Annotated in this window: 20 protein-coding genes; 7 read left to right on the plus strand and 13 right to left on the minus strand. The window is 59.0% G+C overall.

Annotated elements, in window-relative coordinates; translation table 11 throughout:
• Nucleotides 1–17: 17 nt before the first annotated feature.
• From B0E33_RS00745 to B0E33_RS00775, 7 genes are all read right to left on the minus strand, one after another.
• Nucleotides 18–1,370, minus strand: a complete 1,353-nt coding sequence (locus B0E33_RS00745) for an outer membrane protein assembly factor BamB family protein (protein ID WP_077290118.1) — start codon at nucleotides 1,368–1,370, stop codon at nucleotides 18–20.
• A complete protein-coding gene (locus tag B0E33_RS00750) occupies nucleotides 1,367–2,050 on the minus strand; it encodes a tetratricopeptide repeat protein (RefSeq protein WP_023003950.1) in 684 nt (227 codons plus the stop codon). Before B0E33_RS00750 ends, B0E33_RS00745 begins: the two co-directional genes overlap by 4 nt.
• A gap of 201 nt (nucleotides 2,051–2,251) precedes the next feature.
• Nucleotides 2,252–2,836, minus strand: coding sequence for an NnrU family protein (locus B0E33_RS00755; RefSeq protein WP_062489062.1), 585 nt, complete (start codon nucleotides 2,834–2,836; stop codon nucleotides 2,252–2,254).
• A 100-nt stretch (nucleotides 2,837–2,936) separates the two neighbouring features.
• The gene (locus B0E33_RS00760; protein WP_077290119.1) at nucleotides 2,937–4,076 is read right to left on the minus strand and encodes a Gfo/Idh/MocA family protein; all 1,140 of its coding nucleotides are present in this window, start codon (nucleotides 4,074–4,076) and stop codon (nucleotides 2,937–2,939) included.
• A gap of 86 nt (nucleotides 4,077–4,162) precedes the next feature.
• The gene (locus tag B0E33_RS00765; protein ID WP_023003947.1) at nucleotides 4,163–4,570 is read right to left on the minus strand and encodes a Fur family transcriptional regulator; all 408 of its coding nucleotides are present in this window, start codon (nucleotides 4,568–4,570) and stop codon (nucleotides 4,163–4,165) included.
• Nucleotides 4,567–5,394, minus strand: coding sequence for a zinc ABC transporter permease subunit ZnuB (gene znuB / locus B0E33_RS00770; RefSeq protein ID WP_023003946.1), 828 nt, complete (start codon nucleotides 5,392–5,394; stop codon nucleotides 4,567–4,569). The genes B0E33_RS00765 and znuB overlap by 4 nt, the downstream gene beginning before the upstream one ends.
• Complete coding sequence (locus B0E33_RS00775) at nucleotides 5,384–6,214, minus strand: ATP-binding cassette domain-containing protein (protein ID WP_077290120.1); 831 nt, start codon at nucleotides 6,212–6,214, stop codon at nucleotides 5,384–5,386. The genes znuB and B0E33_RS00775 overlap by 11 nt, the downstream gene beginning before the upstream one ends.
• A gap of 171 nt (nucleotides 6,215–6,385) precedes the next feature.
• On the opposite strand from B0E33_RS00775, the gene B0E33_RS00780 reads away from it, so the two are divergent.
• The gene (locus B0E33_RS00780) at nucleotides 6,386–7,789 is read left to right on the plus strand and encodes a mannose-1-phosphate guanylyltransferase/mannose-6-phosphate isomerase (protein WP_077293093.1); all 1,404 of its coding nucleotides are present in this window, start codon (nucleotides 6,386–6,388) and stop codon (nucleotides 7,787–7,789) included.
• A gap of 118 nt (nucleotides 7,790–7,907) precedes the next feature.
• On the plus strand, nucleotides 7,908–9,110 hold the full coding sequence (gene pcaF, locus B0E33_RS00785; protein WP_077290121.1) for a 3-oxoadipyl-CoA thiolase: 1,203 nt from the start codon (nucleotides 7,908–7,910) through the stop codon (nucleotides 9,108–9,110).
• 11 nt (nucleotides 9,111–9,121) lie between these two features.
• Here pcaF and B0E33_RS00790 read toward each other — a convergent pair whose 3' ends face one another.
• On the minus strand, nucleotides 9,122–9,547 hold the full coding sequence (locus B0E33_RS00790) for a hypothetical protein (RefSeq protein WP_156912297.1): 426 nt from the start codon (nucleotides 9,545–9,547) through the stop codon (nucleotides 9,122–9,124).
• Between the two features lie 539 nt (nucleotides 9,548–10,086).
• Nucleotides 10,087–10,473: a hypothetical protein gene (locus B0E33_RS00795; RefSeq protein ID WP_075281543.1), complete on the minus strand. Its 387-nt coding sequence runs from the start codon at nucleotides 10,471–10,473 to the stop codon at nucleotides 10,087–10,089.
• Nucleotides 10,474–10,780: 307 nt separating this feature from the next.
• On the opposite strand from B0E33_RS00795, the gene B0E33_RS00800 reads away from it, so the two are divergent.
• The 4 genes from B0E33_RS00800 to B0E33_RS00815 all read left to right on the plus strand — a co-directional run bounded on the left by B0E33_RS00800 (nucleotide 10,781) and on the right by B0E33_RS00815 (nucleotide 17,136).
• On the plus strand, nucleotides 10,781–11,338 hold the full coding sequence (locus B0E33_RS00800; protein WP_023003940.1) for a helix-turn-helix transcriptional regulator: 558 nt from the start codon (nucleotides 10,781–10,783) through the stop codon (nucleotides 11,336–11,338).
• Nucleotides 11,339–11,365: 27 nt separating this feature from the next.
• Nucleotides 11,366–12,469, plus strand: coding sequence for an efflux RND transporter periplasmic adaptor subunit (locus tag B0E33_RS00805; RefSeq protein WP_023003939.1), 1,104 nt, complete (start codon nucleotides 11,366–11,368; stop codon nucleotides 12,467–12,469).
• Complete coding sequence (locus B0E33_RS00810; protein ID WP_077290123.1) at nucleotides 12,466–16,029, plus strand: efflux RND transporter permease subunit; 3,564 nt, start codon at nucleotides 12,466–12,468, stop codon at nucleotides 16,027–16,029. Before B0E33_RS00805 ends, B0E33_RS00810 begins: the two co-directional genes overlap by 4 nt.
• 153 nt (nucleotides 16,030–16,182) lie before the next feature.
• Nucleotides 16,183–17,136, plus strand: coding sequence for a helix-turn-helix domain-containing GNAT family N-acetyltransferase (locus B0E33_RS00815; RefSeq protein WP_077290124.1), 954 nt, complete (start codon nucleotides 16,183–16,185; stop codon nucleotides 17,134–17,136).
• Nucleotides 17,137–17,233: 97 nt separating this feature from the next.
• Here the strand turns inward: B0E33_RS00815 and B0E33_RS00820 are convergent, their stop codons facing one another.
• The 4 genes from B0E33_RS00820 to B0E33_RS00835 form a co-directional block, all read right to left on the minus strand.
• Nucleotides 17,234–17,983 carry an SDR family oxidoreductase gene (locus B0E33_RS00820; RefSeq protein WP_077290125.1) on the minus strand — a complete coding sequence of 250 codons (750 nt, stop codon included), beginning with the start codon at nucleotides 17,981–17,983 and terminating at the stop codon, nucleotides 17,234–17,236.
• Between the two features lie 81 nt (nucleotides 17,984–18,064).
• Nucleotides 18,065–18,850, minus strand: coding sequence for a CDP-alcohol phosphatidyltransferase family protein (locus tag B0E33_RS00825; RefSeq protein ID WP_075281646.1), 786 nt, complete (start codon nucleotides 18,848–18,850; stop codon nucleotides 18,065–18,067).
• 94 nt (nucleotides 18,851–18,944) lie between these two features.
• Nucleotides 18,945–19,649, minus strand: a complete 705-nt coding sequence (locus B0E33_RS00830; RefSeq protein ID WP_265733508.1) for a phosphatidylserine decarboxylase — start codon at nucleotides 19,647–19,649, stop codon at nucleotides 18,945–18,947.
• 137 nt (nucleotides 19,650–19,786) lie between these two features.
• Complete coding sequence (locus B0E33_RS00835) at nucleotides 19,787–20,728, minus strand: LysR family transcriptional regulator (RefSeq protein ID WP_077290127.1); 942 nt, start codon at nucleotides 20,726–20,728, stop codon at nucleotides 19,787–19,789.
• A 96-nt stretch (nucleotides 20,729–20,824) separates the two neighbouring features.
• Here B0E33_RS00835 and B0E33_RS00840 point away from each other — a divergent pair, with 96 nt between their 5' ends.
• Entirely contained in the window at nucleotides 20,825–21,016 is a 192-nt protein-coding gene (locus B0E33_RS00840) for a hypothetical protein (protein WP_156912298.1), read from the plus strand.
• Nucleotides 21,017–21,051: the final 35 nt, after the last annotated feature.

Consider the following 21,051-nt stretch of genomic DNA (forward strand, 5'->3'; position numbering starts at 1 on the left):
GGGCCCTGCCTCAAATGCTAGTTGAAGGCAGCGACGCCGTCATTGCCTGTCAGCACGATAATCCGGCCTCCGGCGACAATCGGTGTCACATAGACATCCGTATTGGTCCGCTGCGTCAACATGGTTTTTCCAGAAGCGGCATCCACGATTGCGATCTGACCGTCGCTGGAAAAGGCAACCAGTGCCCCATTTGCCAGGATCGGGCCAGCCCAGTTGCGGCGCTTCTTCTTCTTTTCCGGACGCGGCAAGGCCGTTGCCCAGAGGGTTTCCCCGTTTTTCAGATTGAGGGCGACCATACGGTCGTCGAGATCAACCATGAACAACGCGCTGCCGGAGACAACCGGCGTGTGCACGCTGCCGAGATCCTGTTCCCAGCGACGCTGGCCGGTGCGGGCATCCACCGCAACCGTGCGGCCGGCAACACCAGTGGCATAAACCGTACTGCCGGAGACAACCGGGCTCGCAGAAACGTCCGCGAGACCTGACAGGGCAAGTGTCCTGAAGCCGCGCGACACGCCATCGATCCAGGCCGGTTCGCCCGACTTGATGTCGATTGCCATGATTTCACCGGAGGAGAACGGCACGATGACACGGTTGCCGGAAATGGCCGGATTGGCCGCAGACAACAGACCAGCGGTTTCCTCGATACCTGCATAAGTCCAGGCAACGCTGCCGTCAGACTGCTTCAGGGCATAGACTTCGTTGGACTGGGATACAACGATGACATGACCGGCACCGGCAACAGGCGCACCGCGAGCCGGCGTGTCGATGTCGACTTTCCAGATTTCCCGGCCGGAGCCCGCTTCAAGAGCCGCCACCTGACGATAGCTGGTGGCTGCGTAGACAACGCCGCCTTCAACGGCGACACCACCACCAGGCCCCACATCCCTTTCGCCTTCCGGACGCAGGTTCTGGGTCCACTGGCGTCCACCGCCCGTCGACAACGCTACGACTTCGCCATTCGGCTTGTAGACGTAAATACGGTTGCCATCGCTGACCGGACGGGAAGACACCCGAAGTGCGGATGTTGTCAGCCCGCCGCCGGACGAGCCGACCTGAGCGCGCCAGGCACGATTGCCGGAGACGGATATGGCGACGTTGCCCGGATCGTTGGTCAGGCCACCACCGGCTGTTGACCAGGACTGCCCGCCGGTCGCAGAACCGACCTTTGCTGCCTGGCCAAGCGCTTCGGCTGCCGGATCGGCACCGTCGAAAACGGGCTGGCGCTCACCCTTGAGGATTTTCTCGCGAGCAAACGGGTTTATGTTCTCGGTAAATTCGCTGACCGACCCGCAACCGGTGAGGACGAGCGAAAGCGCAATGGCACCAAAAACACCGCGTCTGCGGAAAGAAACGGTTACAAAACTCACTGGTTGTTTCCTTCACTGTCCGCCTTGGCTTCGCCGTTGCTGGACCGGATCACGTCACTCAGGATCGACACGCGTCGGCTCACGTCTGCCGGTGTTTCCGCGTCGTCTTCAAGAGCGGAAATCCACTGACGGGCTGTTTCAATATCGCCGGCTTTCCATGCACTTAGGGCAAGAAGTTCGCGTGCAGCTGCACGGAACGGACCTGTGTCGCCGGTCAGCTTCTCGACCCGGTCGGCAATATCGCCGTAGCCTTGGGTGTCGACGGCAAGATAAGCAGCACGCAGCGCTGCAACATCACGCAGAGCATCCATGATGCTGGTATCGCGCGACAGGGCATCGAATTCGGCCAGGGCTTCTTCAGTCTTGCCGGAATTGGAAAGATCGGTTGCCTGACGCAGTTTCGCCAAGGCCGGGTATCCGCCAAGGGCGTTGTCCAGTTCACCGTAAAGAGCTGCTGCTTCTTCGTAGTTCTGGGCTTCGGAAAGCCTCACGGCTTCAAAGAACGTGTCGCCAGCGCTCTGGGACTGCTGTTCCTGCCAGTAGAGCCAGCCGCGATAGCCGCCGGTTCCGACAATGATCAAGACCGCAACGCCAAGCACCCACGGACCGAAGCGGTCCCAAAGCCGACGGTATTTTTCCTGGCGGATATCTTCATCGACTTCACGAAAAATGTCAGACATGCGTGTCTATTTCCTGCATTCACTTCTTCGGCCCGGCACGTCTGCCCGGGCACGGCCCCTTCATGAGTGGCGCACATTATCCACTTGATCCGGCTCGGGCAATTCCCTGAAGGGGCTTAAATCGGTCCTTCATGGCGCAAGTGGGGCAATCCGGCACGGAATGCCGGATTTCTAACGTAATTTCAAGCTCCGCGACCGCTATCAGGCCACCGGAACGCCGATCAACAAGGCGTGCAGCTTCCACGCAAACAGTCCGTAGAGAACCAAGCCCAACAGAATCACGACAAAATCGGAGTATTTTCCGGGCTTGGCCGTTGCCAGTGCACCTATCTGCCCGGCGCCGGGCCCGCGGCGCTTGACCGAAATCCGGTCTGCCACTGCCCAGGCGAGAAAACCGCCAAACAAAAGCACCGAAGCCAGATCGCCATTTGCCAGAAGGTGAGCCAATGCCCAAAGCTTTACGGCTACCAGCATCGGATGTTTCAGGACTGTCTTGATCCGCGACGGCACATAGGCAGCGACAAGGAAAATGAAAACAGGAACCATGAACAGCATGGTGACGTGGCGCAGCCAGAACGGCGGATCGTACAGCACCGGCGGGCCTTCAAAACGGGCCACGCCATAACCGTAAACGATCAGCCCCAGACCGACGAACGACAAGAGCGTATATAGCCCCTTGTACGGTGTTTCGCCGAGCCTTGAGACCAGCCCATTGCGCGTTGCCGGAAACATCGGCAACGTGTGAATTCCCAAAAACAGCACAAGGCCGGCGATCAACAAGGCCATTCCCGCTCTCCCTCTTTTGCCCGCAAGCGGCCGGGTGCCCTCAGACCCGGACATCCCTTGCGGCGAAGATAGGTGGCTGGCGGTACACCTGCAACCAGCTTCAGACGAGCAATTTGACTGCCTCAGCGGCAGCAAGCGCCTGTGGACGGCTGGCCTGGTGTTCGATTTCGACGAACGTTCCCGTTTCGGCGGATTTCAAAATCGACACCATGACATCGACCGCATGCAGTGCCCGTTCGAGCGAACAGCGGAACTCGGTATCGTCTCCACTCAGGATCGACTGGGCCATGTCTGCCAGGCCGGCAGCGCGGTAGTTCGCACGCGGCAGGCCGTTGTCGTCGACATTCGCCAAACCGAACGGGTGCATCGCATCGTCCAGTGCTTTTGTCGCTCCATCTTCGGTGACCAGGCTGACGTCTCCGCCGAAATAGTTCGGATCAGCCAGAAAAAGTGTTCCCCGGGTTCCGTAAAGCTCCATAGGCTGGTGCCTGTGTGCCCAGACGTCCCAGCTCGCCGTCAGCGTTACTTTTGCACCGGACACGAACTCAAGAATCGCATGGATCGTGGTGAGGGTGGTGACATCGATCTTTTCACCAATTCGAGTGCCGCTCCCGATCGTCCGGGTCTTGAACGGCATGGCTGACATGGCGCACACACGCTTTACCGAGCCGATCAGATTGAGCAGAGCGGCAATATAATAAGGTCCGAGGTCGAGAACCGGGCCCCCTCCCGGCTTGAAGAAGAAGTCCGGGTTGGGATGCCAATGCTCCATACCGTGGCTCATGACATGGCACGTGCCGCCAACGATTTCTCCGATCAGTCCTTCGTCAACTGCCTTGCGCGCAATCTGATGTGCCCCTCCCAGAAACGTATCCGGTGCACACCCGACCCTCAGATGTTTTTTGCGTGCAAAATCGGCAAGCGCCTGCCCGTCCCGGATCGACAGAGCCAGAGGTTTTTCCGAGTAGACATGCTTCCCGTGTGCCAGGATTTCATGGGAAACGAGATAATGGGCATCGGGAACAGTCAGATTGACAATCAGATCGACATCATCCGCCAGAAGCAGGTCGTGCACGGTGAGTGCACGCACGCCGTATTCGGATGCGCGCTCTTCCGCAGCATGACGGTTCAGATCCGCACAGGCCCTGATTTCAAGGCCATTGAACTTTGGCGCCAGATCAAAATAAGTCTTTGAGATGGTGCCGCATCCGATGATGCCGATGCCCAGTTTGTCTGCCATGAACCTCTCCGCGGATTCGATGCAGACATCCTAGAACAAAGACAGTGTCTCGGAAATCAAATGGATGCCGGGAAACACCGCCAGGGTTACATCGGCATGGTGCACTGCCGGCAGGTGCCGCGCAGTTCGATGGTCGTCCGGGACAACTGGAAGCCTTCGCTCTGCGTCCATTCCCTCAGGAGGGAAATGGCCTTGTCCGGCGTAAACTCGCTGACGACACCACATTTTTCACAGATGGCGAAGGCAGCCGTGCCATGACCGGAGCAGCCCTTGTGGGAACAGGCCACAAAGGCATTGAGGCTTTCCAGCCGGTGGACCATTCCGTATTCCACCAGCTTGTCGAGAGCCCGGTAGACCTGCAGCGGCGCACGGAAACCGCTGTCGCGCAACAGATCGAGAATCGCATAGGCCGTCAAAGGTCCACCCGCGTCCGACAACGAGCCGAACACCAGGGCCTGGTTCTTGGTCAGTTCGGGATGTGTCTCAACGCTCACGGACGATCTCCTTTCGTGCTCGATCTCACCCTTCTCACGATTTGCACGCCCGGGACAAGACTGACGACAAACAGCGCCATCGCCGCAACGACGATGGAGGGGCCGGACGGGGTATCATAGGCCAGCGAACTATAGAGCCCGCCGACGACGGCGGCGGCTCCGGTCAGAGCTGCAATCACCGCCATCTGTTCCGGCGATGCCGACAGGCGCCGGGCGGCGGCGGCGGGAATGATCAGCAGCGCGGTGATCAGCAGCGCGCCGATGATCTTCAGAGAAATGGCAATGACGATTGCCGTCAGCAGCATGAAGATCAGCTCGGTCCGCTCAGGCTTCAGCCCCTCGCCAGCAGCAAGGTCCGGACTGACCGTTGCTGCGAACAGGCGGCGCCAGATGACCACGAGGACACCGAGCACGATCGCACCGCCAGCGTAGATCATGGCAATGTCCATGGGTGTGACGGCCAGGATATCGCCGAAGAGCAGCCCCAGCAGATCGACCCGGACCCATGTCATGAAGGCCAGACAGACCAATCCCAGGGCGAGCGCGGAATGGGACAGCAAGCCAAGCAACGCATCGGAAGACAGCGTGTCGCTACGCCTCAGTGCCATCAGCACGATCGCCAGAAGGATGGAAACAACCCCGACGGCCAACGTGGTGTTGACATTGAGGAGCAGCGACAGGGCAACGCCCAGCAAGGCTGCGTGCGACAGCGTATCGCCGAAATAGGCCATGCGACGCCAGACGATGAAACAGCCAAGCGGTCCAGCAACAAGTGCCACACCTATGCCGGCAATGAGTGCACGGGTGAAGAAATCATCCAGCATTTCGAATGCCGCCTTCTTTCTCCGCAGGTGCGTGATGATGCTCGCCGGAACAGGAGGAACACAGCGAACCGTCCGCGTGGCGCACCTTTCCATCCGGCAGATGCACGTGGTCATGGTGATGTTCATAGACGGCAATCGCCGCATTGCGCCGGTTGCCAAACAGCGCATGATACCGGTCGTCACGGCTGACGTCAGAGGGGGTTCCGCGGCAGCAAACGTGACCATTGAGGCAAATCACCTGATCTGCTGCGGCCATGACGACATGAAGATCGTGAGAGATCATCAGGATGCCGCAGCCAATCGTGTTGCGGATTTCGGAAATGAGGTCGTAGATCGCGATCTCACCGGCATAATCCACGCCTTGCACCGGTTCGTCCAACACCAGCAGCCCGGGATTGCGGGCAATCGCGCGCGCCAGCATGACACGCTGCATTTCACCGCCGGAGAGCGTGCGCATCTGAGAAGTCATCAGCCTTTCAGCGCCGGTGCGCGCCAGCGCAGCGCGGCATTCGGCATCGGACAAGGGGTTCGTCAGCCGCATGAACCTGGCGACCGTCAGCGGCAACGTCCAGTCGATGGCGAGCTTCTGCGGCACGTAGCCAATCTTCAGGCCGGGCTTGCGTTCGGCACGGCCTTCGCTCGGGCTCAGGATACCAAGCGCCATCTTGGCCGTTGTCGACTTGCCGGAACCGTTGGGCCCGATAAGCGTTACGATTTCACCCGGAGAAACCGATAGATCTACGCCGCGCACCAGCCATTCACCGCCCTTGCGGATGCCTGCGCGGTCAAGCTGAACAAGCCTGGTATCCGAATTTGTCATAGTCCTGAAAGCCTGTTGCGCTCTTTGGGAACCAACGCCCTGGCGTTACGTTATTACGTATGTAGCGTTCAAGCCACTTGCTTGCAACTTGTCCCGGTGCTGATTAACACTCAAAGCAACACCGGCGCGCCCGCAAGCGCCCGAATGTGCCAGCAGAACAGGAAGCAAAGCATGATTTTCCCTTGTATTTTGTCCGGTGGTGTCGGTTCGCGGCTGTGGCCGCTGTCACGCACCGACCGGCCAAAACAGTTTTTGCCACTGTTTGGCGGGGAAAGTCTGTTCCAGAAGACCTGCAAGCGCGTCAATCGGCCGGACTTTGCCGCTCCGATCGTGATCGGCAGCAATGCCCACCGGTTTCTGATCGGCGAGCAGCTCAACGAACTGGGGCTGGAAGCCCAATCGATCCTGCTTGAGCCTGTCGGCCGAAATACAGCGCCCCCTGCCCTGATGGCAGCGTTGATTGCCGCTGAAACCGACCCGAACTCCCTGATCCTGCTGTTGCCCTCCGACCACCTGATCCGGAAGGAAGATCTTTTCCTGACTGCCGTCCATCAGGCGGAGACAGCCGCTCGCGCAGGCAAGATCGTGACCTTCGGCATCGAACCCAGCGAAGCCAATACCGGATACGGATACATCAAGGTTGCAAGTGGCAGCGAGCCTGTGCGGCCTGTGGAAGCCTTTGTCGAGAAGCCTGACCAGGACCGTGCCGATGCCTTCCTGAAAGACGGCAGCTATGTCTGGAATGCCGGCATCTTTCTTTATGCCGCCAACACGATGATTGATGCTTTCAAGAAGCACCAGCCGGAGCTTTACGAGACCATCGTCGCCGTCATGAAGACACGGCATGGGGATCTGGATTTTACGCGACTGAACCAGGAAGCCTTCGAAGCACTGGACAACATTTCCATCGACTACGCCATCATGGAAAAGGCGGACAACGTCGTCTGCGCGCCCGTTGCACCGGAATGGGACGACCTGGGTTCCTGGTCGGCGATCTGGACGGTCCTGGACAAGGATGCCCAGGGCAATTCCGGATTGGGCGATGCCCGCTTTCTCGATAGCAACAACTGCCTGGCCTATGCTGAACGCGGGCTCGTATCCGTTATCGGCCTTGAGGATGTCATGGTGATCGCCACGACCGACAGCGTTCTTGTTGCCCACAAGGACAAGGCGCAAGACGTCAAGACCGTTGTGGAGCAACTGAAGGCAGAAGGCAGGCATGAGGTGGATCGGCACCCGAGGTCCTACCGTCCCTGGGGCTATACCGAACGCATCAACGCCGGCGAGCGTTTTTCCGTTCAGTCGATGATGATCAAGCCGGGCAAGAGGCTCAGCCTGCAAAGCCACCTTCACCGGACGGAGCACTGGGTGGTGGTGTCCGGTACGCTCGAGATCACGATCAACGGCGAAACGCGCCTGCTCAGCGAAAACCAGTCCGCATATGTGCCGCTTGGAGCGCAGCACACTTTGCATAACCCGGGCAAGATTCCGGTGCGGATGATTGAGGTGCAGTCCGGAACCTACTTGCAGGAAGACGATATCCGGCGCCATCCAGAAACATCACAAAAACTCTGACGAGATCGATTTCTCTGTGATGCGTTCTTGCCCTGCCAGATGATTTCCGGCAAGACTTCACGTCAATTCGCGACCATGCCCCAGAGGCCAACGCCACGCGACGGAGAGGAAAACGCTCATGCATCATGTCTTCATTTGCGATTATGTCCGCACCCCCATCGGACGCTATGGCGGCATGCTGTCCTCTGTCCGCGCTGACGATCTAGGTGCAATCCCCATCAGCGCCCTCATGGAGCGCAATCCGGACACGGACTGGGCCGAGGTAGATGACGTCTTTTATGGCTGTGCCAACCAGGCCGGTGAAGACAATCGAAACGTCGCGCGCATGTCGGCACTGCTGGCGGGCCTGCCGGAGACAGTTCCCGGTCTGACGCTCAACCGGCTTTGTGGTTCGGGAATGGACGCCGTTATGACTGCGGCCAGGGCGATCAAGGCCGGCGAAATCGATCTGGCCATCGCTGGCGGCGTTGAAAGCATGTCCCGCGCACCTTTTGTCATGCCAAAGGCAGACACCGCCTTTTCCCGCTCGGCTGAAATCTTCGACACGACAATCGGCTGGCGCTTCGTCAATCCGCTTCTCAAACGCCAATATGGTATCGATTCCATGCCGGAAACGGCGGAAAACGTTGCCGAACAATTCCAGATCTCGCGACAGGACCAGGATGCCTTCGCGCTGCGCAGCCAGCAGCGAGCCTCCGCCGCTCAGCAATCCGGTCGGTTCGCTGAAGAAATCGTTCCCGTCATGATCCCGCAACGCAAGGGCGACCCTATTCTGGTGGACAAGGACGAACACCCCAGGAACACAACCCTGGAGGCCCTTTCGGCACTCAAGACGCCGTTCCGTGAAAATGGTTCGGTGACCGCCGGCAACGCGTCCGGTGTCAACGACGGTGCTGCGGCTTTGCTGATCGCGTCGGAAGCTGCGGTGGCCAAGCACAATCTCACGCCGATCGCCCGCGTCGTCGGTGGAGCCACCGCCGGCGTTCCGCCGCGGATCATGGGCATTGGCCCCGCGCCGGCGACGCGCAAGCTCTGCGCGCGCCTCGGAATCGCGCTGCCGGAGTTCGACGTGATCGAACTCAACGAAGCTTTCGCTGCCCAGGGCATTGCGGTCATGCGAGACCTTGGCCTGCCCGAAGACAGCGAAATCCTCAATCCGAATGGCGGTGCGATTGCACTCGGCCATCCGTTGGGGATGTCTGGCGCCAGAATCACGGGAACAGCAGCCCTGGAACTGAAAAAACGGGATGGAAACCTGGCGCTTGCCACCATGTGCATCGGTGTCGGCCAGGGTATAGCGCTGGCTCTGGCATCAGCGTAAGGCGTTTCTGATCAGATCGACAGTTTGGCGTGCCGGTCTTCACCAGTGCGCCAATACCGGCTCGGGCCAGTCCCCACCGGCACCGGCCGATCTTTTGCGGCAGTTGTTGCTGTCTGAGGAAAAGGCGCTGACTGCACCCTCTTTTCCATCGTGTCGCTGACTTCGCCCAGTTCATCCGACAGCCTTTCGAAGAGCAGGCTGGGCATGCGCAGCGTCGCGACATAGTAGGAAATCGCCTCATCTGCCGCTTTTTCCAGGTCCAGTTGACCGATCTCGCGCAGGGCATTTTCCGCCATCACATGAAGCTCGACCGCGTCTTCGACCAGTGGCTGCGCAACCTCTACCGCCTGGTCGGAATGGCTAGCAACCCAAAAGGCGATTGACGCTGAAAGGCTAACAAAAACAAAAACGTGCAAGTTTCTAAAAAGAAATCGCATTGCAACCCCAATGAATAATTAACAAAACGTTAATCTACCATTGGTCGTACAGGGCGCGTGTGAGATCTGCAACCTGTCCTTGCAGTTCTCCCTTTTTTTCGAACGCCATGGTTAACAGCGGTCTGCGCTGTTCGGAGACCTACCCTTCTTCGCTTCCCGATCCTGGAACGGACCACTGCGGACGTACTGACAGTCCTTCAGCTACATGACCTGGCCGCCCCTTCCCGGCACCGGAAATGGGGCACTGTCAGATTTGCCTGTAGGTATTTGCAGGTACGTAAAATTTTACATGCGGTATTACCGGGACTTTAGATCCTGCGACTGTATAAGCGCGGCATCAAAACGGAGGACGTCATGATCGAAAGGACCGGTGAGATGAGGCTCTCATCCCTGGGATTGCTGCTACTTTTAGCAGCTGCGGCCATGACCTTGTTTGCTGATTTGGGGCCACAGCCCTCGACTTCCGCCAAGGCCAAGTCAGTTTACCAGCAACTCGCTCATTGACCGTTTACGCAAGGTGCCGAACTGACCGAGAAGGTTCACCGGCGCAGATCGTGCCCGCGATTTGCTCTGGCTGGAACCGGCACCGGTTTCATTTGCCCGGTGAAAGATATCGGCAGTCTGCGCCTTGCGGCCCCACCTCCGCCTTTTCCGCTTCGGCCGGTTTCACCCAACAACATGATGGCTGAGCCCATGACCACGGACCCGAGCGTGATGAACAGGCCGAATGCCAGCATGATGACCGGCAGCACCGGGTCCTCTGCCGACATGACAAGCACTCTCAGATTACCGATATTGCCGAGGAAAATGCCGCCGAGCACGAGGCCGGCAATTGCCGTTCCCGCCAGGCCGTTGACTGCAAGCAGACGAAACAAGGGATCTCTCGGAAGCTTCAAGCGAACCGGCCCCTTCATCGACAATGCCATGGCGCGCACTCCTCGCTCTGCGATTGCTGTTGCGATGCATGATCAGCCTAGCGCCGATCGATACCTGCCAACAACCTGTCAAATAGACCGATTAAGATCATTTTGAAGATCAGCTCATAGTTTATTCATCTTCGACGCAAGATTTGTGCAGCGCACTCTTGATTACAAATGCGTGAGCATATATTTGTTCGATATATCGAACCAACATATGACACTTCTTACGATGCCTATAGCGTCATCCGGATCGCAACCGGGCTCGTATGAAGGCCGTCATGCCGGGAGGACGCTCCCAGGCACGGAGTTGTCAATGAGTGTACGCAGTCTCTGCCTCGCAATCCTTTCTTTCGGGGATGCCACCGGATACGAAATCCGGAAGGAGTCGACCGAAGGCCGGTTCAGCTATTTCGATGATGCGAGCTTCGGCTCGATCTATCCGGCGCTGGCGCGTCTGGAATCGGAAGGGCTTGTAACCGTGCGCGAGGAGCCGCAGGCAGGCAAACCTGCCCGCAAGGTCTATTCCATCACCGATGCCGGCCGGGAAGACTTCATCCAGTCCCTGTGTGATCCACAGGCGCCGGACACTTTCAAATCACCCTTTCTGCTGATCGCCCTCAACGCCGCGCAACTGCCTCCCGAGGTCATCCGCCGCGCGGTCGAACGGCGCAAGGCGCAGGTACACGCTGAGTTGCGCCTGCTGACAGACAACGAAAAAGACCAGGAATGTTCGCACCCCGGGTCAAACTGGACCCGTGAATACGGCATTGCCTGCATGAATTTCACCCTCGCCTATCTGGAAGAACATGGCGAGGCACTGATCAGGATTGCTGAAGAAGCGGCGCAGCCGGTTGCGGCAGCCGCAGAGTAAGCGCAAGACGTTTCGGAGCTTTAGACAATGCGAGTGAAGTTTTCCTACCTCCTGGCGACCGGCATCGCGGCCGGTATCGGTTTCTGGATGTATAGCGGCACGATGGTGATCGGTGGTGTCGGCGACAGCGAACATGCCACCCCGCCCCCGGCGCTCAGGGTCAGCCAGGCGTCCACGGAGACCTTCCGTGTTCAGGTGGAACGTCTTGTGGCGCAAGACCGTCGAGCCGTTCTGGAAGTGCGCGGGCGCACCGAAGCCGAAGCCACGGTGGCTGTCAGATCCAAGACAACCGATGATGTGGTGGAGCGCCCGGCGCAGGAAGGCGCGCATGTCGCCGCCGGCGATGTGCTTTGTGTCCTCGACAAGGGATCGAGACAGTCACGCATTCTGGAAGCCAAGGCTGCCCTGGCTCAGGCGCAACTGGACCATGAGGCAGCAACTCAGTTGAACAGCAAGGGCTTTACCGCTCAAACCCGTGTGGCTGCCCTGCAGGCCCAGCTCGATGCTGCAAAGGCACGCCTGATAGAGGCCGAGCAGGAGCTGGAACACACAGTTATCCGGTCGCCGATTGCCGGCGTCATCCAGAGCCCCATGGCTGAAATCGGCGCACAGCTTGAACAAGGCGGCATCTGCGCGACGGTGGTTGATGCGGATCCGATGATTGCCATCGGCGAAGTGTCGGAACTGAATATCTCCGAGATCTCGCTGGACATGCCGGCAACGGTCACGCTCGTGACGGGTGAATCGCTCAACGGCAAGGTGCGTTACATCTCGCCGACGGCAAATCCGGACACGAAAACCTTCCGTATCGAGATCGAGCTTCCCAATCCTGATGGCAAGGCCAGGGACGGCGTGACGGCAGTCACCAAGCTGGAGCTGGCTGCGGAGAAAGCACATAAGATTTCGCCAGCAATTCTGACGTTGAACGACGCCGGCCAGGTCGGCATTCGTGCAGTCGATGAAAACAACAAGACTGTCTTCTACCCCGTCAAGGTGCTGGGTGGAGAACAGGACGGAATGTGGATCGGCGGTCTTCCCGACGAAGTCGTCGCCATCACCGTGGGGCAGGAATACGTCTCGGATGGAGAACTCGTGCAACCGGTCTTTGAGACGGCAGAGGTGAGTCAATGATAGACATGCTTGAAGGCGTCCTTCGGCGCCCCAAGACGGTATTCGTGATGATGCTGGCGCTGATCGTTGCCGGTGTCGCCACCTATATCTCGATCCCGAAAGAAGCCAGCCCGGACATTGATCTGCCGATCTTCTACATTTCGATCACCCAGCAGGGCATTTCTCCGGAAGACTCCGAGCGCCTGCTCGTGCGGCCGATGGAAACGGAGTTGCGCGGCCTTGACGGGTTGAAGGAAATCACCGCGATCGCGTCGGAAAGTCATGCCGGCATCGTGCTGGAGTTCGACATCTCGTTCAACAAGGACGAGGCGCTGGCGGACGTGCGCGACAAGGTCGACCAGGCCAAGAGCAAGCTGCCGGACGAGGCTGAAGAGCCGACGATCACGGAAATGAACTTCGCACTTGCGCCGACCATGATCATCGCCTTGTCGGGCAACGTGCCGGAGCGCACGCTCTACAAGCACGCCCGGCGTCTCAAGGACGAGATCGAGGCTATCGACACCGTCCGGTCGGCGGATCTGACCGGGCACCGCGAAGAGCTGCTGGAAGTCCTGATCGACACCCAGAAACTGGAATCCTACTCGATCACCCAGCAAGAGCTCCTCAACTCGCTGCAGCTCAACAACCAGCTTGTTCCTGCGGGCTTTATCGACGGCGGCAAGGGTCGCTTCAACGTGAAGGTACCCGGCCTCGTAGAGACCGCAGAGGATGTCTACACACTTCCGCTGAAACAGAGCGGTGAAGGTGTGGTGACCCTTGCAGATGTCGCCGAGATCCGGCGCACCTTCAAGGATCCCAACGCCTACACACGCGTCAACGGCAACCGGGCAATTGCTCTTCAGGTCGTCAAGCGTATCGGCACCAACATCATCGAGAACAACGCGGCAGTCCGTGAAGTTGTCGAACATGCCTCCAAGGACTGGCCGGAAACCGTTCGTGTCGACATGATGCTCGACCAGTCCAACAACATCTTCGAAGTGCTTGGCTCGCTGCAATCTTCGATCCTGACGGCGATCTTCCTGGTGATGATCCTGGTTCTGGCGGCGCTTGGCATGCGCTCCGCACTGCTCGTGGGTCTGGCGATCCCGACCTCCTTCATGGTTGGCTTCCTGATCCTTGGCGGCGTTGGCTACACGGTCAACAACATGGTCATGTTCGGCCTCGTTCTGACCGTTGGCCTGCTGGTCGACGGCGCCATCGTGATGACCGAATATGCCGACCGCAAGATCCAGGAAGGCATGGAAGACCGCGAGGCCTATATCCGTGCCGCGAAGCTGATGTTCTGGCCGATCGTCTCCTCGACGGCCACCACACTTGTAGCGTTCCTGCCCATGCTGCTGTGGCCGGGTGTTGCCGGCGAGTTCATGAGCTACCTGCCGATCATGGTGATCATCGTCCTGACCGCCTCGCTGTTCACCGCCATGGTGTTCCTGCCGGTGACAGGGGGCATCCTGGCCCAGGTCTCGCATTTCCTGAACAGGTATGCCGCTGGACTTCTGGCACTGACATTTGGCGTTCTGGCCGCCGTCATTGTCGGATTCGGCCCGTTCGTACCGATGGCTCTCGAAGGCGTCGTGCCAGCGGTGGCTGCAACCGGCATCGCCATCCTGTGCGGCCTGGTGGCCCTCGCCCTTGTCGGCTTTGTTTCCTACAAGCTGCTGCGTCCGTTTGTGCGCTGGTCTCAGGCACGAGCTGCCAAGAGAGCCGAAAAGGAACGTGCGGAAGCTGCCGCCCTTTCCGGTTCCGAAGCTTTCGATGTCAAGAAAGTAAGCGGGTTCACCGGCATCTATGTTCGCATCCTGAAGATGTTTGCAGGCAACCCGATCGGCAACATCGCCGCCATCGTGCTGCTGATCGGCAGTTGCTTTGCGATCGTCGGCGCGTTCATGGCGAACCCGACCGGTGTTCAGTTCTTCATCGATGAAGAACCGGAACAAGCGGTGGTTCTTGTTTCCGGCCGTGGCAACATGTCTGCCTCGGAAGCGCGCGATCTCGTTGTGCAGGTTGAAGACAGGATCATGTCCATTCCGGGCGTCGACAATGTCATCACCAACGCGTTCACACCCGGCGGTTCGTCCGGCGGCCCCTCCGTCGGCGACGTCCAGGACAAGCCTGCCGACGTGATGGGCGAGATCAATATCGAGCTTGCAGACTTCTGCTGCCGCCGGGTGGCGAAGGAGATCTTCGCCGACATCCGTAACGCGACCAGTGACATCCCCGGCATCAAGGTGGAGACCCGCAAGATCGAAGGCGGTCCGCCAACGGGCAAGGACGTTCAGCTGGAGATCAAGTCCACCGATTACAACGACATGGTTGCTGCTGTCGCCCGCATTCGCGAGCACATCAACGGCATGGATACGCTGATGAACCAGGAGGACGACCGTCCCCTGCCCGGCATCGAATGGCAGATCTCCATCGATCGGGAACAGGCCGGCCGCTACCAGGCAAGCATCGCTTCCGTTGGCAACATGGTCCAGCTGGTCACTAACGGTGTTCTGATCGGTACCTATCGTCCCGGAGACAGCGAGGACGAGGTGGACATTCGCGTGCGCCTGCCGGAGAACGAGCGGACCATCGACCGGTTCGACCAGCTGCGGCTGCAGACCTCGCTTGGACTCGTGCCGCTGGCGAACTTCGTCAGCCGCGAGCCGGCCCAGAAGGTGTCGGAAATCGTGCGTCGTGACGGGCTCTATTCCATGTTCGTGAAGGCGGCGGTCAATCCGGAAAGCGGTTCCACGCCGACAGAACAGGTTGCAGCTCTTCAGAAGTGGCTGGATACGCAGGAATGGCCTGCCAACGTGTTTCTGAAATTCCGCGGCGCGGATGAGGACCAGCAGGAGTCAGGCGAGTTCCTGATGAAGGCGATGGTGGCATCGCTGTTCCTGATGTTCCTGATCCTGCTGACCCAGTTCAACTCGTTCTACCAGACGATCCTGACGCTCTCGACGGTGGTTCTGTCAGTGTTCGGGGTGCTGCTCGGAATGCTCGTCACCAATCAGCCGTTCTCGATCATCATGACCGGAACCGGGGTGGTGGCGCTTGCCGGGATTGTGGTCAACAATGCCATCGTTCTGATCGATACCTACAACAGGTTCCTTCATGACGGCCTTCCCCCGCTGGACGCGATCCTGAAAACATCCGCTCAGCGTATCCGGCCGATCCTGCTGACCACCATCACGACCATCGCCGGCCTGGTGCCCATGGCAACCATGATCAACTTCGATTTCTTCAATCAGGTGATCACCTATGGCGGCATCACGGCGGTTTGGTGGGTGCAGCTGGCAACGGCGGTCATATCCGGCCTTGCTTTCTCCACCTTGCTGACGCTGCTGATGATCCCGGTCATGATCGCGCTGCCGAGTGTATGGTCAAGCACCTTCTGGAAGGTGGTGTCCTCTGTCCGGCGCAAGCCAGGTACTGCCACCGAGGAGGTAACTCCGGAACCTGTGGCTCTTGGCGATCAGCCCGAACAGCGCCCGGCTGCAAAGGTGGTTTCCATGCCGAAGCCGTCGCAACCGAAAATCCCCCCGCAGGAGGAACTGCCGCACGCGGCAGAGTGATCCTAAGCACCTCCAAGCAGAAAGGCCGCCGGTATCCGGCGGCCTTTTTGTTTGCAACATGCAGCGTGTCTTCACTCGAATTCCAACCACTGCCCCTTGAATTGCGGCCCATCAATCAATATAGTTGCAATATACAACTATATAGGCTTTTGCATGTCCCAGCATTCCCCCTCCCTCGTCAACGATATCCGTGCAGCGTCCCGCCAACTGGTCCGGGAATTCGGCTTTCTGGACAAGACCATCGCCGGTACGGATCTGTCCGGTTCAGGTGTCCATGCAATGATGGAAATCGGTTTGAACCCCGGCATTACCGCCAAGGAAATCTCGACGAGACTGAAGCTCGAGAAATCGACCATCAGCCGTTTGCTGAAGTCACTCGAGGCCCGCGGGGAAATCACGCAAACCCGGTCTGACAGCGATGGCCGATCATTCGGACTGACTTTGACCGGAACCGGTAAGGCCACCTTTGCGAAGATCGACAACTTTGGCGACGCCCTTGCCCGAAGGGCGCTCAACCGGATCAACGGGGACAAGGCACAAGAGATTTGCGATGCCATGTCCGCCTATGCGGAAGCGCTCGCCATGCCGCAGGAAACGCCGGCAGATTACCAGCCACAATTCACGGTCGCTGAAGGTTATCAAACCGGAATGATCGGCGACATTGCCGGAATGCATGCCCGCACACACGGCCACATCGTCGGTATGGGGCCAACCTTTGAAAGTGTGGTCTCAAACGCCATGGCCGAATTCATGCCGCGCATCGGCAAACCGATGAACAACAGCTGGAGCGTGCTCGAAAACGGAGCCGTTATCGGATCGATCACCATCGATGGCGAAGACCTTGGCAACAACATCGCACATTTGCGCTGGTTCATTTTGTCCGAACGCCTGCGAGGCAAAGGACTGGGAAAAGTGCTGCTCCAGAAAGCCCTGGAACACTCGGATGCGCTTGGCTTCGATGAAATCCACCTTTGGACGCTCAAGGGGCTTGAAGCCGCACGCGTGCTCTACGAAAGGAACGGGTTCACCCTTGCGGAGGAATATGTCGGCGACCAATGGGGCAAGGCCGTCACGGAACAGAAATTCATTAGAATTCGCCCGAAATAAATTCGTAGCCCCGCAGGCCCCCTATCACTGAGCCAGATGAGCCTTTCAGCCCAAAAGGAACGGTTCGGGTCTTCGCCAGAACCGTTCCTGTGTTGACTCATCCCTTGGAGATGGAGTTCCCGCCATCACAGAGCATGGCGGAACCGGTAACGAAAGAACTGGCGTCGGACAGCAGAAACGCAGCCGCCTTGGCGATCTCTTCGGGTTCCGCCATCCGCTTCAACGCGTGGAGGCCGGCGATATACTCGCGGAATGCCGGGTCATCGCCCCCCATCTCGGTCTTCGTGCCACCTGGAAGAAGCGCATTGACCCGGATGTTTTCCGGTCCGTGTTCCACGGCCAGAACCTGTGTCAGGCCGACAAGCCCCGCCTTCGCGGCCGCATAAGCGGCCATGCCCGGAAAACCGATGGTATGGCCAACGAACGACGAGGTGAACACAATCGACCCGCCTCCCCGTTCGCGCATGGCCGGGATCTGGTATTTGGCCGCGAGAAAGGCGCTGTTGAGATTGGTGGCGACAACATGGTTCCAGGTTTCCATGCTCATGTCCGGCACCGGCCCCATCTCTCCAAGGGTGCCTGCATTATTGAAGGCTCCGTCGAGGCCACCAAAGGCGTCGAGCGTCGCTTTCACGGAAGCTTCGGAAAATGTGGTATCGCAGACGTCGCCAACGAACAGTGCGATCCGGTTGAATGCATGGGGCAATGACGACCGCAGCTCTTTCAGTCGCTCTTCCCGTCGGGCAGCCAGCATCAGGTTCGCACCGGTGTCAGCCAGAAGACGCGCGGCAGCCGCTCCGATGCCACTGCTGGCACCGGTGATCAGAATTGTTTTTCCATCAAGCATGAGAAGGCTCCTCATTTGTCGAGGAGGCCTAATTGAACCAGAAAAGCGCCTGCTGAAACCCGATTTGCGATCAGGCGCGCGTCAGCCGCCGTGGTCCTTGTCCCTGTCCGCGATATTGTCGAGATCGGTATCGCATTCGTCACCGTCGTCATCGAGGCCCAGCGAGGCGTCTGCGAGCACCAGTTTCCTGTGCGCACGCCAGGACAACGGAATGGTCAGCAGGTAAAGGACCGCTCCTCCCGCCAACATCCGGAAGGGATAGGAAACGGTCAGCGCCACCACCAGAACCGCAACCAGGAACAACGGCAATACAAAGTCGCGGCGCACCCTCGTGCCCAGCGTCTTGCCGGAATAGGTCGGCAAACGGCTGATCAGCAGGAAGGCAACTCCGATTGTATAGGCTGCAACAAAAGCTGAATCTGCGAACCAGTGCGGAAACAGGCCGAGAAAATCGAGATAAAGCGGCAGCAGCACGGTCAGCGCTCCGGCCGGTGCAGGCACGCCTGTGAAGAAACGTGACGCCCAGGCAGGCTTGTTCGGATCGTCCAGGGCCACATTGAAACGCGCCAGACGGAGTGCGGCGGAAATCGCGAAGATAAGGCCTGCGATCCACCCCATGTTGCCTGCATCCTTGAGGATCCAGAGATAGAGCATCAAGGCCGGCGTGACGCCGAAATTGACAAAATCCGAGAGGGAATCCAGTTCCGCACCGAAACGCGACGTCCCCTTCATCATGCGGGCGACACGGCCATCGAGCCCGTCCAAGACGGCTGCCACGAGAACGGCACCGACCGCGAATTCCCAGCGGCCCTCGAAGGCCATGCGCACAGCCGTCAGACCGGAGCACAGCGCCAGCAACGTCACCATGTTCGGAATGATCAGGCGCAAGGGTACGCGCCGGAAGCGCGGTGTTCTGCGGGTGTCGGCCGGTCCTTGATCGGGCGTCTCGTTCACGGTGGCCTCAGCTTACACGGGTCAGGGACTGAGCCGGGCTTTGCGGTGCCGACAGATCGGCCAGCACGGTCTCCCCGGCAATCATGGTCTGGCCGAGGGCAACCTTTGGCTTGGTTCCGACCGGAAAGTAGACATCAAGACGCGACCCGAAACGGATCAGACCAAAGCGCTCGCCGGCAGAGAGATTTTCTCCTTCACGAACGAAGCAGACAATACGGCGGGCAACAAGACCGGCGATCTGCACGACACCAATCCGGCCGTTGCCGGTATCGATGACCAGTCCGTTGCGCTCGTTGTCTTCACTGGCCTTGTCCAGTTCCGCGTTCAGAAACTTGCCGGCACGGTAGGCGACGCGCTCAATGCGCCCGCCGACAGGTGCCCGGTTCACATGGCAGTTGAACACGTTCATGAAGATGGAGACCCGCATTAGCGGTTCAGAGCCGAGTTCCAGCTCGGCAGGCGGGCGTGCCAGGCCAACAAGGCTGACGACACCATCTGCCGGAGAAATCACCAGCCCTTCGCCGACAGGCGTCACGCGCTTGGGATCGCGGAAGAAATAACAGACCCACCCTGTGAGGAAGAGGCCGATCCAGAACAGCGGATCGATGAACCAGCCGATAACGAGGGTCGCCACCAGAGCAATCGCGATGAAGGGCCAGCCTTCACGATGGATCGGCACCATGGCCTTGGAGACGGAATCGACTATCGACATCTTCTTTTCTTCGCTTTCCATTGCTGCCCGGCGGCAGGCGTATTCCCGGCCCGGGACTGAACGCACCCGTTGCGCTTTAGCTTCTGCCCCGCTTCTAGTGGCTTTTCAAGGCAAAGAGAACCTGCTTTTCATGAAAATCACACGGTTTGCGACCCATTTGAGCCAGTGGAAGCCGTCCGATAGTCGCTCTCCCAGTAGGGCGGTCGACCGTACTTTGAAATCAGGAAATCGACAAAGGCGGTCACCTTGGGCGGAACGAACTGGCTTGGCGGATAAACGGCCCAGATCGCCCCGGTGCGGGCAATCGTATAGTCTTCCATGACGGCGACCAGTCGCCCGTCGCGAAGGTCTTCCCAGACATGTGCCAGTGACTTCAGGCTGAGGCCAAGGCCGTGAAGCGCGGCGTCGTAAGTCAGGTCGCCGCTATCGCCCTTGATGACCGGCTTCTGGATTTCGAAGGCGACCTCCCCCTCCGGCCCGTTGAAATACCAGAACGGCATGGAGGCCATGGCGATGCAGTCGTGGTTGGCAAGGTCTTCCGGTGTATGGGGCACGCCCTTGCGAGCAAGGTAGGCCGGTGATGCACACAGGGCCCTTGGATTTCCGCCCAGCTTGCGGGACAGCAGAGAGGAATCGGTCAGTGGCGCTCCCCTCACCGCCATGTCATAGCCTTCCTCGATCACGTCCACGATCCTGTCGGAAAAGTCCATTTCCAGCCTGATATCCGGGTAGAGTTCGCGGAACTCCACCAGATACGGCAGAATGTGCTTTCTTCCGAAGAATGTGTTGCAGGAAAACCGAAGCGAGCCGCGCGGCGCTTCTGTGGAGGCTTCCAGGATCGAGCGGGCCTGTTCGATCTCACCAACTGCGGTGCGCGCGTGTTGCAGCAAAACACGACCGGCTTCCGTCAACATCGTGCGTCTGGTGGTGCGGGCAAAAAGCTGGGATCCGAAGGACTTCTCAAGGCCGGTCAACCGCGTGCTGGCAGCTGAAGGCGACAAGCCGATTTCCCGACCGGCTGCAGCCATGCTGCCCAGTTCCGCAATGCGGACAAAAAACTGCAGGTCTTCCAGTCTCATTATTCCAATCTTTCGAAGAATTAATTCTACACTAGCCTCATTCTTCGAAGGAACGCAATATGAGACAAATGCTCATCCCAAGCGATGGAGAGCACCATGACACATACAGGAGACGACTACGAAGCCCGCGCCCGCGCTGCCCGCCACCAGGAACTGCGCCGCCTTGCCAAGGCACTCTCAAGACTGTTGTTCAAAAGGGGTGAAGCTGCCCCAAACAACAATGTGCCGACAACAGGCCATGTGGCCTGCGACAATGATCAGGCACCGCAAACAATTCGTGCGGCCTGACCTCCGGCAAGTTTCTGCCTCTTTGTCATACAGGA

The organism is Roseibium algicola (assembly GCF_001999245.1).
Lineage (GTDB): Bacteria > Pseudomonadota > Alphaproteobacteria > Rhizobiales > Stappiaceae > Roseibium > Roseibium algicola.